The following is an 11,321-nucleotide window of genomic DNA, read 5'->3' on the forward strand; positions in this document are numbered from 1 at the left end:
GACCGCCATCACCCGCGGCAAACATAAATGGTAACTTGAATGTCCCCGTAGCGGCGCGCCTTCCATATGGAGAACGGTCCGCTGGCGTCAGGAAGGATCTCCTCGCGCGGGTGTTCGCAGACCACCCCGCCAACCCCCGGCGCGTGCGCTGCCGCCGCTTCCAGCACAGGCAGCCACAGACGTTCGCGGTACGGCGGGTCCACAAACACCCAGTCGACGGGCTCCGTCAACCGGGACCACACCGCCCGCCAATCCATCCTCCACACCTGCGCCGCTCCACCCGCGCCCAAGGCCGCGACGTTCCGGCGAATGGCCGCGATGCTCTGCGGGTGCCGGTCCACAAACACCGCCTGCTCCGCCCCTCGGCTCAATGCTTCCAGTCCGAGCGCGCCCGAACCGGCAAACAGGTCTAGAACGTGTTCGTCGCCGGAAAACGGCCCCAGCAGATTGAACATGGATTCCTTCACGCGGTCGGTCGTCGGCCGTGCCACCAACCCAGGCGGACTGAACAAGCGCCTGCCGCGCCATCGTCCAGCAATGATGCGCACGCTGAATCCTCCGTCGGTTCTTTCCTTCATTATGCCACAACGCCCAATGTCCCGCCCAACCGACGGGTGTTGCAACAGTGGACGATTTATATTCCAGCAGATGTATAATTCAAGACATTACCGGAAATGCTGGTAATAACAACGGCGGGAGCTGTTGTTGGCAACCGTGGGAGAAGACTTAGTCCCCATAAGCTCTTCCTCCGGTTTCTCCTCTCCCAGAATAAACGCCATTGCCCAAACGAGACGGTGCAAGCAGTCTCCGCGGAGCAAAGCGGCAAAAACCCACGCGTACCCGGGCGTGGGTTTTTGTTTTGGGGAGGCTGGTTGCAGCCAGCGGGGAGACGGTCCTCAGCGGACGCCGGCAGCCTTTAGAGACGGGAACCGCTGACCGGGGTCGAGCGCACCGCCGGTTGCTCCGCAAACAGCCGCCGGTAGTGGGCGAGCAGCTGCTCGGTCGGGCCGCTCCAGTCGAGGTTTTCCACAATCGCCTGGGTCCGCTGCAACACCGCCTTGCGGCGTGGCTCATTCCACAACAATTCGCGAACACCATGAATTAAATCGTCGACACTCGCGGCATCGAAGATGAACCCGGCTTGTCCATTTTCCAGCACCTCTCGGGTCGGCGGACTGTCCGCAGCCAACACGGGCAACCCGCTGGCCATGGCCTCAAACAGCACCAGCCCCAAGGTCTCCGTAGTGGATGGAAACACGAAGCCGTCCGCTGAAGCGTACGCCTCGGCCAGTTCCTTGCCGTGCATGTAGCCCGTGAATACGGTGTTCGTCCCGGCAAACACCCGCTCCAGTTCAGGCCTGTGCGGTCCGTCTCCGACAATAGCCAGGTGCACCCGCGAATCCGCGTCCAACACCGGGCGCAGGCGTTCGATGGCCTTTTCACTGGCCAGCCGCCCGACATACAGAAGAATTTTGTCGCCTTCCGCCATGTCCCGGGCCAATCGGCGGCGCATCGCTGCGGAGGGACGGGCCGATTGATACAAGGCGACGTCCACTCCACGTTCCCATAGTCCTAGATTGCGAAACCGGTGCTTTTCCAGGAGCGTCCAGGTGGCCTTGGACGTGCACAGATTGATCTGGGCCTGGTTGTGCAGCAGGCGAAAATACCACCACAGGACAGGCTCGAGAAAGTCGAGGTGATAATGACGCGCATATGTCGGCACATTGGTATGATAAGACGCGATGAGCGGGAGACGCATGCGCTTGGCGTACCATATCCCTGCCAGCCCGACAAACGCCGGATTGACCACATGGATGAAGTCCGGTTGGAACTGGGCCAACGCCCGCCCCACCGGCCATGGCATGGGAAACTTTTTTTCCGGGTAGAGAAAAAAGCGAAACGAAGGTACGCTCACCACCCGCGCGGCCGCGTATTCAGCGGGAGAACCTGCCGGCGCGAACAGCAGAACATCGTGCCCTGCTTTCTCCAAATGCTGCAATGTAGCACATAGCCGGGTGACAATGCCGTCCGTGTTCGGCAGGAACGTCTCCGTGAACATGGCGATCCGCATGCCGTTACCTCCAGGTGGCCGTCGGCGCAATCACACTCGTGTCGACACGGTCCTGATACCGCCGAGCTGTCTCAATCAGGTCGCGAATCAACTCGTCCGACAGCAAATGAGGCTGCAGTCCCAGGTCGAGCAGGCGCGTGTGCACCGCGTTGTAATAGTGTTCCTCCTTCTCCACGCGCGGGTTGGGCAGGTGCGCAATCGACGCCTCGATGCCCATTTCGGCCGCCACCCTTTTCACCCGCTCGGCCAACTCCAGTACCGAAAATTGTTCAGTGAACTGGTTGAAGACGCGGAACTCGCCGGCATCCGCCGGGTTCAGCGCCGCCAGCTCGACGCACTGCAGGGTATCCCGGATGTCCAGGAAAGCGCGTGTCTGTCCGCCCTTGCCATAGACCGTCAGGTCGTAGCCAATAGCCGCCTGGATGCAGAAACGGTTGAGCGCGGTGCCAAACACCCCATCGTAGTCAATACGGTTGTACAACCGCTCGTCACGCTTGCACTCGTCGGTCCACAGCCCGTAGACCACACCCTGGTTGAGGTCTGTAGCCCGGATCCCCCATGATTTGCAGGTAAACATGATGTTGTGACTGTCGTGCACCTTGGAAAGGTGGTAAAACGAGAACGGCTGTTTGGGATAGGGGAGAACGTCTTCGCGCCCCTTGTGTGAAATTCGTATGTATCCTTCTTCAATGTCGATGTTGGGGGTCCCGTATTCCCCCATGGTCCCCAGCTTGATCAAATGGCAATCAGGCACAATCTCCTTGATGGCAAACAGCAGGTTCAAGGTGCCAACTACGTTGTTGACCTGGGTGAACACAGCGTGTTCGCGGTCAATCATGGAATACGGCGCTGAACGTTGCTCTGCATAGTGAACGACAGCTTCCGGCTGGAACGACTGCATGGCTCCAGCGAGCACCTCGTAATCGGTCATGTCGCCGATAAACAGCTGGATCTCCTTTCCCGTGAGCTCCCGCCAAGCCGCCACGCGGTCCTCCAACGACGCGATGGGGGTGAGGGACTGAGTCCCCAATTCCTCATCCCAGCGACGGCGAATCATGTTGTCCAGAATGGCCACCTCGTGACCTCGTTCAGAAAAGTACAGAGCGGTGGGCCATCCACAGAACCCGTCACCGCCAGCAATCAAAATCTTCATTGACGCGTCACCCCATCACCAGGATAGTGCTTTATGCTTGAAGATAGATTGAAACGGTTGTCAAACCATCGTCACCCATCACCAATGTACAGGTTTTCGAGGGCCTCGGCAACCCGCGGACACACGAATCGGGGGGCGCAGACGCCCCCCGATTGCAAGTTCACCACGGCTGGTAATAGCTGCCGATGGATTCGCTGGCCTCGCACAGCCACTTCCAGTAGGCGCGCAGTCCGCGGCCGCAAGCGCGGCCGCAACTGCCAAGCACGCGTCGGACTGGGCGCATGGGACATCCCCCCTTACGCCCAGCCTCCCTAAACGGGCCGCCAATTATGCGTGGTCCTCAAGACCGCGGTTTCTGCTTGCGGAACACGGTTGACATCAGGGGAGCGGATTCATTTGGGCGACCTGCTCTCCCATCCTCACGCTCGATCCGGGGCTCACGGTGAAATTTTTTACCATCCCGGGCGGACACAGCAAAATCACGGTGGACCCCAACTCAAACCGCCCCAATTCCCCCCCTCTCTCCAGCCAGAGGCCCGCCGCGCCCTCGCTGATGCGGCGCCGCTGCCGATTCCATGCTCCGCTGAACCGAGGCCCATAAGGCGTGCGGATGCTCCCGACCACGGTCGCTCCCACTTTTACCATCGCCAGGCGTCCATACCCCGTCTCCAACCAACTGACCAGCCGTTCATTCTTGCTAAACAGCCCTGGCACCGCTGCCACCCCCAACGCATTGACCGGATACAGGCGCCCAGGGATGTAGCGCCAAAACACCACCTTGCCGGATATGGGCATGTGGATCCGGTGGTAGTCGCGGGGACTCAGATAGAGCGTGATGTAGTGCCCACCCTCAAACGCCTCTGCATCCTTGTCGCTGCCCAGGAGCGCCGACACGGTGTACAGGTACCCTTTGGCTTGCAGCAGCGTGCCCTCCAAAATCCGCCCCAGTGCGCTGACCGTGCCGTCCACCGGCGAAATCAGGCCCCCTGCGGCCAGGGGACGGGCGCCGGGGAGCAGGCCGCGGGTGAAAAATTCGCAGAGACTGCTGTAAGCGTCCAAGGGATGCTCGGCCTCGTCCGCGTCAATCTGATACCAACGGACATAGTGAGGGATGAGAAGGCGGCTCAGCCGCATCCGCGCAAACCGCCCGATGACCGCGGTCAGCGTCCGTTTGGGCAACAGCCGTACGCCCCACTGTTTCCACATGTGTGATCGCACAAGGGTCATCTGCAAACCTGGCTCCAGACCAATCCTCTTCTTTCTCCACCACGCGTGGGAACCCCGCGCATCTTTGCTATCTACCATCATACCAAAAGAGCCGGACCTGACGGTTCGGCTCTTTTGTTCCAACAAGGGTGATCCTAAGGCGTTTTAGAAGTTCCCCCCGCTGCGCCCTGCCAGTTGCTGCTCCGCGAGCGCCACGAGTTTGCGGGTCATGTTGCCCCCGATGGCACCAGTGTCGCGGGTGGTCATCGTCCCCCAATAGCCGTCCTGCGGCGGTGTGATGCCCAATTCCGAAGCCACCTCGTACTTGAACTGCTCAAGGGCCTTCACTGCGCCTGGGACGACGGGAGTGTTGCGTTTCTGACCCAAAGCCATCTGTCTCACCCCCTTATGTAGGCCTAGTATGTCTGCTGGCGAGCGTATATATGATTCCATTTTGTTCCCTTGCCCCGAATCGCCTCAGCCGGCGCGGAAACTGTGCTGTTGCAGAACCTCCCGCCGCAGCCTTTCATATTTGGGCAGGAGCCAGAAGTCGGTTTTGTCCATCAATGCCGTCGCCTCCTGCCGAGCGACATCCATGATGCGCAAGTCCTTCGTGAGATCGCCGACGCTGAACTCGGGCAGCCCGCTTTGTCGTACGCCTAAAAACTCTCCCGGACCGCGCAGCTGCAAGTCTCGCTCCGCAATCTCAAAGCCGTCTTCGGTCTGCGTCATCGTTTGCAGCCGCTCCTGCGCCAACTCAGATGTGGCGTCCGACAACAATATGCACATACTGGGCGCCTCGCCGCGCCCCACACGGCCGCGGAGTTGGTGCAGCTGGGCGAGACCAAACCGCTCGGCGTGATAGATGAGCATCACTGTCGCGTTGGGCACATCAATGCCCACTTCAATCACCGTCGTGCTGACCAGGATGTGAATCTCCCGCGCCAGGAAGGCGCGCATCACCCGCTCCTTCTCCTTGGCCGTAAGGCGCCCGTGCAGGAGTCCTACCTGGTATCCGGCGAACAACTCGGCAAACTCCTCCGCCAAGGCGGTTGCCGAAGCCGCGTCCGTTTGTGGGTCTTCCTCCACCAGGGGCGCCACCACGTACGCCTGCCGCCCGGCTTCCAACTCTCTGCGGATGCAGCGCACAGCCTTATCGCGATCGGCCGTGCGCAACCAGACGGTCCGCACCGGCTTGCGGCCAGCGGGCCGGCCCTGCAGGCGGGTCATATCCAAATCCCCGTACACAGCCAACGCCAACGTGCGCGGAATCGGTGTCGCCGACAGGTACAAAACGTCCGCGTTGCGCCCTTTTTCCTGCAGAGCCGCCCGTTGCGTCACGCCAAAACGGTGTTGTTCGTCAATCACCACGACACCCAGATTGGCAAACTGCACCCTGTCCGTCAAAAGCGCGTGCGTACCCACCAGCAGGTGCACGTCGCCAGCGGCGACCGCGGGCAGCAAAGCCAGCCTGTCTCGCTCGCTGGTGCTGCCTGTCAACAGCTCCACCCGCATCCCGAGCGGCTCCAGGCGCCGCTTTGCCTCCATGGCGTGCTGCTCGGCGAGAATCTCTGTGGGAGCCATGAGGACCGCCTGCGCCTGGCTCAGGAACCCACAATACGCCGCCCACAGAGCAACCCAGGTCTTGCCGGATCCCACATCGCCTTCCAGCAGGCGGTGCATGGGCCGTTCCTTCCGCAGATCCGTCAACACATCCCGGCACGCCTGCAGCTGGCCAGGGGTCAGCGGGCTGGGCAGGCTTTTCTGAAACCGTTCCAACGCATCCTCGGGCACGGCGCGGGGAACACCGCGCTCCGCCTCCAACCGCGCTCGGCGAAACCATTGCAATTGCAGCTGAAACAAAAAAAACTCTTCGAACGCTAGCCGCCGGTGAGCCTGCCGCAGCGCCTCCTCGCCGTCCGGCGCGTGCATGGCGGCCACCGCCTGGCGGTGGGAGATCAACCTGTATTTTTGCATCAAGTCATGCGGCAGCAATTCGTCCAGTTCATCCAGGTATTGATCCATGGCCTTGTGCATGAGGGATTGAATCTGGCTCGATGGGAGGGCTTTGCTCGCCCTGTAGACAGGCGTAAAGGCCGAGGCGAAAGCCGCAGCCTTGGCCCCCGACAGATCGCTGCGGCTGACGGTGAGGGTACGGTAACGGGCGTTGTAACGGCCGCTGAGCGTAAGCACCCGCCCGTCTACCAACTTCGACTTGACATACGGTTGATTGAACCACACGGCGGTGATGGGATGCCGGCCGTCCACGCGCATGCGCACCCGCACCATGCAGCGTTTGCCCTGCCAACGCACCTCTGCTCTCCCGTCAACAACCCCGCGGGCAGTGACATGGGCTCCATCGACAAACGCTTCAAAGGGCCGGACGCGAAAGTCTTCGTAGCGCACCGGAAAGTAGTGCAACAGGTCATGCACCGTCTCAATCCCCAACTCCTGCAGGGCTTTCTGCTTAGCGCTCCCTACACCCGCGACATGCGTGACCGGAATCGCCTGCAACATTTTGCGCCTTCCTTACTCCAACGAGAAGATGTAATCGTAAACCGGCTGCCCCCCATAGCGCATCTCGATCTCAAAGTCATACAGGTGCGCCAAGGTGCGGCGCAGCTCCTCCCGCTCCGTTTCATCGACCTGGTCAGAATAAAATACCGTCAACAGCTCCGCGTCCACGCCGTTGGCCCGCGCCGCCGCCGCCATCGCCCGCACGGCGGCCACCGCCGCCGCCGCCCGGTCGCCATGCACCTCAACCACGTCCGTCTCCGCTATGGCCATGTATTGCCCGGCCGCAATCTCGTGTCCTTGGTACTGACTGTCACGCGCCGCGCGCGCCACACATCCAGACTGAACCGAGCGCAGCGACGCCTCCATGCGGGCGCGATTGGCCTCTGCGGACTCGCGCGCGTCAAACACGGCGGCAGCGGCAATGCCTTGGGGAATGGAGGTGCAGGGCACTACCTCCAACCCTCCCTCCATGACCTCTCGAGCCTGTTCGGCGGCGAGCACGATGTTCTTGTTGTTCGGCAGAAACACCACCTGACGCCCGCCTGCGTTCTGCGCCGCCGCCACGATTTCCTCCGTGCTCGGGTTCATGCTTTGGCCGCCGTCAATGACCGTCGCCCCCAGGCTCTCGAACACGTCGCGGATGCCATCCCCGGAGGCGGCCACCACCAACGCCGTCGCAGTTCCCTGGCCCCGGTCTCCTTGCAAGACTCCATCCTGGTCCGGAGCGGCCGCAACCGATGCGGATGAATCCGTCTGCGCGGCCGTCTCCAGGTCGCTGATGCGGTCGTGCTGTTCCGTCATGTTTTCCACCTTAATCTGTACCAGCGGACCCCAGGCCAGCGCGTCCTCCAGCACCTTTCCCGGGTGCAGAGTGTGCACATGCACCCTCACCAGGTCTTCCGCCGCCACTACCAATAAGGAGTCCCCGTATTGCCCTAACCGCTCCCGCAGCTGTCCCTCCACCGACGGTGCCCGAGCGCCTGCCCGCACCAAAACTTCCGTGCAATACCCGTGCTCACCCGTGCGCGCGATATGCCTTCCCGCGTACTCCAAGACGGGCCGCGCCAGCACAGAGGGCGGCTCATCCCCCGTCGACGCCGCTGAACTTTCGTGCCCACGCAGGTACTCTAAAAAACCTTCGTAGATAAAGACCAGTCCTTGGCCGCCCGAATCCACGACTCCAGCCTGCTTTAGAACCGGCAACTGGCTCGGCGTCCGCTGCAAAGCCGCCTGGGCCGCTTCGTAGACCTGTTCCATCAGGACCGTCCAGGTCGGATTCTGGCGCGCCGCTCGGACCGCCGCTGACGCCGCCTCCCGCGCCACGGTGAGGATGGTCCCCTCCACCGGTTTGGACACGGCCTTGTAGGCAATGTCGACCCCTTCCTGCAGCGCCTGCGCGAAAATCCGCACGTCCATACGCGTCGCGCCCTGCACGGCTTTCGAAAAGCCTCGAAACAACTGAGACAGGATAACGCCCGAGTTTCCCCGCGCCCCCATCAGCAACCCAGTTGCCAGCGCCTGGGCGGCCTCCTGCACAGACCATTCGCTTCTCTGATTGAGCGCCGCCACGCCGGCAGCCAAGGACAAATCCATGTTCGTTCCCGTATCCCCATCGGGCACCGGAAAGATGTTCAAAGCGTTCACGATTTCCGCCTGCTCGTGCAAGCGTTGATGCCCTCGCCGCATCAGGGCTGCGAACGCCGTTCCGGTCAAAACTTGTTGGCCCGTCATGCAAAGCCTCCTACGCCTCCGTCGCTACGCGCACACCCTGAACATAGATGTTCACCCGCGACACGTCGATGCCCACCGATTCATTCAGCACGTAACGCACTTTGTCCCGCACGTTTTGGGCGACCTCATATATGTTCGTACCATAGCTGACGATGATGTACAGATTGACCTCCACTTCATCGTCGACAATCCGTACTTCCACGCCGCGGCCGGGGTTGTCCCGCCCCAGCAACTCTGTCAGACTATCCTTGACCTGTTGGCGGGAAGCCATACCTACCAGGCCGTAGCAGTCCATCGCCGCGAGGCCGGCAGTCGTCGCGATGACGTCTTCGACGATGGAGATGGTTCCCAAAGGCGTCTCGACCGTCTTCGGCAATCCGGGCACCTCCTGCCTGTGCTTTGTGCCATTGTACTATATTACAAGCAGGTAATAAAAGCGACGAACACTTTCGATTCCCCTTGCCGAGTGTCAACCCTTGCGCTATAATATGCCTGTTATGTGTCGGCGAAGGAGGTGCGGAAAATGGCAAGGCGATGCGAAATCTGTGGGAAGCAACCGCAAACCGGTCACTCCATCAGCCACTCGCACATCCTGAACAAGCGCCGTTGGATTCCCAACATTCAGGTCGTGCGGGCCAACGTCAATGGCACGGTGAAACGTATTCGGGTCTGCACCCGCTGCCTGAAGGCAGGAAAAGTCAATCGAGCCATTTGAGGCGATTCCCCGGCAGGGGACCCGGAGTTGAAGGTTTCCATCGGATCGCATGGGCTGTCGGAATGCAAAAGGAGCACCTGGTCGGTGCCCTTTTTTGATCCGCGCGTCAACCTGCCCCCGGTGGAATCCGCGCCGCCGCAGCGCGGCGGCGTGGCACCTCATGCCCGTCAATCTTTGGAGAAGGCCCCCAGGCAGGCCTTGACGATGCCGCCTAAAAACTTCGGGAGCTTGATGGTGTAAAACTTCAACCCAATTCCCCCCCTCGTCATCGGTTGCCCGCATCCGTGCTCGGGTCGAGACGTCGCCGTCTGTTCGCGCAGTGGGCCAACGCCATGTTGTTACATGTATATTCCCGCCCGGTGAAAATGTGCGGAATCACGAACTGGCGAGCGCACCCCGCAGCCGCGAGATCGCCTGCGCCCGGTCGCGCTCCCCGAACACGGCCGATCCGGCGACAAACACACTGGCTCCGGCCTCGGCGACCTCCCCAATCGTGCCGGCGTGGATGCCCCCGTCCACCTCCACATCGACCTCGGAACGGCCCAAATCCTGCAACCTCCGCCGCACCCGCCGCACCTTCTCGGTCATGGCCGGGATGTACGTCTGACCGCCAAATCCGGGATTGACCGTCATCACGAGTACCAGGTCGAGGTCCTCTGCCAGGTAATCCAACACCTCGATGCCCGTGGCCGGATTCAGCGCCAGGCCGCACGGCAGATGGTGCTGGCGAATCCTCTGCAAGGCCCGGTGCACATGCGCCGTGGCCTCTGCGTGCACCGTGATGCGGCTGGCGCCGGCCGCCGCAAACGCGTCGATATGCCGCTCCGGCTCCACGACCATCAAGTGCACATCCAACTCGCAATCGAACCGTCGGCGCAACGCCTCGACCACGAGCGGGCCCATCGTGATGTTGGGTACAAACCGCCCGTCCATGACATCCACATGAATCCAATCCGCGCCGGCTCGGAGGACCTCCTCCACCTCCTCGGCCAGGCGGCCAAAATCAGCCGAAAGAATTGAGGGGGCGATGCGGTGGTTCAATAACGTCGCGCCTCCTTATGTTTCAATTCTTGATACAGATGGCAATAACTCTCGTATCGTGTCGAAGCCAGAAGGCCGGCTGCGACAGCTTGTTTGACCGCGCAATCTTCTTCGTCCACGTGCAGGCAGCCGCGATAGGCGCAATCACCAGCCGCAGCCTGAAACTCCGGAAAGTAAAGGCGCAGTTCAGCCGCCGCCACGTCCAGATCCAGCTGGCTGAAGCCGGGCGCGTCGGCGATGTACGTGGCTTCGGAAATCCGGAACAACTCCACGTGCCGGGTTGTGTGCCGTCCACGCCGCAGTTTCTCGCTGATGTCCCCCATCTGCAACCCCAGCTGGGGATCAATGGCGTTGGCCAGCGAGGATTTGCCTGCCCCCGATGGACCTGCGAATACGGTGATACGCCCCCTCAACTCGGACCAGACCTGGTCCAGGCCCTGTCCGGTGCGGGATGACACCGGATGAACCGGGTACCCCGCCTGCCGGTATGGCGCAGCCAGCGCAGCCACCGCCTCGCTATCCAGCAGGTCCGCCTTGGATAGGACCACAACCGGCCGCAGCCCCCGAGCCGCAACGGCAATCAGTGTCCGATCCAGGAGTCCGCCCTGAAAGTCCGGGGACCGCACCGAAAACACCAGCAGCGCCTGGTCCGCGTTGGCGATGGGAGGGCGCACCAGTTCCGTCTGGCGCGGCAACACCTCGGTGATTACCCCTTCGCCGGCACCGGTTTCGTTCAGGAGTACCCGGTCGCCCACCAGGAGACTCACGCCACGCTTGCGGAAGACGCCTCGCGCCCGGCAACGCCAGCTCCCGCCTTCCCCCACGACGTCAAAAAAACCCCCCCGGCCCCTGACCACTATCCCGTCCGGCATCCTTCCCCTCCTTTC

The 11,321-nt window shown here is 61.8% G+C and carries 13 protein-coding genes; 1 reads left to right on the plus strand and 12 read right to left on the minus strand.

The window, feature by feature from the left end; translation table 11 throughout:
• Positions 1–8 precede the first annotated feature (8 nt).
• From rsmD to AK2_RS03615, 9 genes are all read right to left on the minus strand, one after another.
• The gene (gene rsmD, locus AK2_RS03580; RefSeq protein ID WP_067931484.1) at positions 9–548 is read right to left on the minus strand and encodes a 16S rRNA (guanine(966)-N(2))-methyltransferase RsmD; all 540 of its coding nucleotides are present in this window, start codon (positions 546–548) and stop codon (positions 9–11) included.
• Between the two features lie 368 nt (positions 549–916).
• Positions 917–2,071 (minus strand): glycosyltransferase family 4 protein, encoded by a 1,155-nt coding sequence (locus AK2_RS03585; RefSeq protein WP_067931486.1) that lies wholly within the window; start codon positions 2,069–2,071, stop codon positions 917–919.
• A gap of 4 nt (positions 2,072–2,075) precedes the next feature.
• Positions 2,076–3,224 (minus strand): NAD-dependent epimerase/dehydratase family protein, encoded by a 1,149-nt coding sequence (locus tag AK2_RS03590; protein WP_067931488.1) that lies wholly within the window; start codon positions 3,222–3,224, stop codon positions 2,076–2,078.
• A 160-nt stretch (positions 3,225–3,384) separates the two neighbouring features.
• The gene (locus tag AK2_RS17605) at positions 3,385–3,507 is read right to left on the minus strand and encodes a hypothetical protein (RefSeq protein ID WP_281180612.1); all 123 of its coding nucleotides are present in this window, start codon (positions 3,505–3,507) and stop codon (positions 3,385–3,387) included.
• 95 nt (positions 3,508–3,602) lie between these two features.
• The gene (gene asd, locus AK2_RS03595; protein ID WP_067931670.1) at positions 3,603–4,430 is read right to left on the minus strand and encodes an archaetidylserine decarboxylase; all 828 of its coding nucleotides are present in this window, start codon (positions 4,428–4,430) and stop codon (positions 3,603–3,605) included.
• Positions 4,431–4,595: 165 nt separating this feature from the next.
• Positions 4,596–4,823: an alpha/beta-type small acid-soluble spore protein gene (locus AK2_RS03600; protein ID WP_067931490.1), complete on the minus strand. Its 228-nt coding sequence runs from the start codon at positions 4,821–4,823 to the stop codon at positions 4,596–4,598.
• A gap of 84 nt (positions 4,824–4,907) precedes the next feature.
• Positions 4,908–6,947, minus strand: a complete 2,040-nt coding sequence (gene recG, locus AK2_RS03605) for an ATP-dependent DNA helicase RecG (protein ID WP_067931492.1) — start codon at positions 6,945–6,947, stop codon at positions 4,908–4,910.
• Between the two features lie 12 nt (positions 6,948–6,959).
• Positions 6,960–8,678, minus strand: a complete 1,719-nt coding sequence (locus AK2_RS03610; protein WP_067931493.1) for a DAK2 domain-containing protein — start codon at positions 8,676–8,678, stop codon at positions 6,960–6,962.
• Positions 8,679–8,688: 10 nt separating this feature from the next.
• On the minus strand, positions 8,689–9,054 hold the full coding sequence (locus AK2_RS03615; protein ID WP_067931495.1) for an Asp23/Gls24 family envelope stress response protein: 366 nt from the start codon (positions 9,052–9,054) through the stop codon (positions 8,689–8,691).
• Positions 9,055–9,201: 147 nt separating this feature from the next.
• On the opposite strand from AK2_RS03615, the gene rpmB reads away from it, so the two are divergent.
• Positions 9,202–9,393, plus strand: coding sequence for a 50S ribosomal protein L28 (gene rpmB, locus AK2_RS03620; protein WP_026961701.1), 192 nt, complete (start codon positions 9,202–9,204; stop codon positions 9,391–9,393).
• A gap of 167 nt (positions 9,394–9,560) precedes the next feature.
• On the opposite strand, the gene spoVM is transcribed toward rpmB, so the two are convergent.
• The 3 genes from spoVM to rsgA form a co-directional block, all read right to left on the minus strand.
• Positions 9,561–9,641 (minus strand): stage V sporulation protein SpoVM, encoded by an 81-nt coding sequence (spoVM, locus tag AK2_RS16370; protein WP_067922019.1) that lies wholly within the window; start codon positions 9,639–9,641, stop codon positions 9,561–9,563.
• A 127-nt stretch (positions 9,642–9,768) separates the two neighbouring features.
• Complete coding sequence (gene rpe, locus AK2_RS03630; protein ID WP_067931498.1) at positions 9,769–10,434, minus strand: ribulose-phosphate 3-epimerase; 666 nt, start codon at positions 10,432–10,434, stop codon at positions 9,769–9,771.
• The gene (rsgA, locus tag AK2_RS03635) at positions 10,431–11,306 is read right to left on the minus strand and encodes a ribosome small subunit-dependent GTPase A (RefSeq protein WP_067931500.1); all 876 of its coding nucleotides are present in this window, start codon (positions 11,304–11,306) and stop codon (positions 10,431–10,433) included. Before rsgA ends, rpe begins: the two co-directional genes overlap by 4 nt.
• Positions 11,307–11,321: the final 15 nt, after the last annotated feature.

Origin of the sequence: Alicyclobacillus kakegawensis NBRC 103104, from assembly GCF_001552655.1 — a bacterium.
GTDB classification, from domain to species: Bacteria; Bacillota; Bacilli; order Alicyclobacillales; family Alicyclobacillaceae; genus Alicyclobacillus_G; species Alicyclobacillus_G kakegawensis.

Coding starts and splice junctions, on each gene's coding strand:
- recG (WP_067931492.1), bottom strand. CDS start 6,947: ATGTTGCAGGCGATTCCGGTCACGCATGTCGCGGGTGTAGGGAGCGCT.
- AK2_RS03590 (WP_067931488.1), bottom strand. CDS start 3,224: ATGAAGATTTTGATTGCTGGCGGTGACGGGTTCTGTGGATGGCCCACC.
- AK2_RS03600 (WP_067931490.1), bottom strand. CDS start 4,823: ATGGCTTTGGGTCAGAAACGCAACACTCCCGTCGTCCCAGGCGCAGTG.
- rpmB (WP_026961701.1), top strand. CDS start 9,202: ATGGCAAGGCGATGCGAAATCTGTGGGAAGCAACCGCAAACCGGTCAC.
- AK2_RS03610 (WP_067931493.1), bottom strand. CDS start 8,678: ATGACGGGCCAACAAGTTTTGACCGGAACGGCGTTCGCAGCCCTGATG.
- asd (WP_067931670.1), bottom strand. CDS start 4,430: ATGTGGAAACAGTGGGGCGTACGGCTGTTGCCCAAACGGACGCTGACC.
- AK2_RS03585 (WP_067931486.1), bottom strand. CDS start 2,071: ATGCGGATCGCCATGTTCACGGAGACGTTCCTGCCGAACACGGACGGC.
- rsgA (WP_067931500.1), bottom strand. CDS start 11,306: ATGCCGGACGGGATAGTGGTCAGGGGCCGGGGGGGTTTTTTTGACGTC.
- AK2_RS17605 (WP_281180612.1), bottom strand. CDS start 3,507: ATGCGCCCAGTCCGACGCGTGCTTGGCAGTTGCGGCCGCGCTTGCGGC.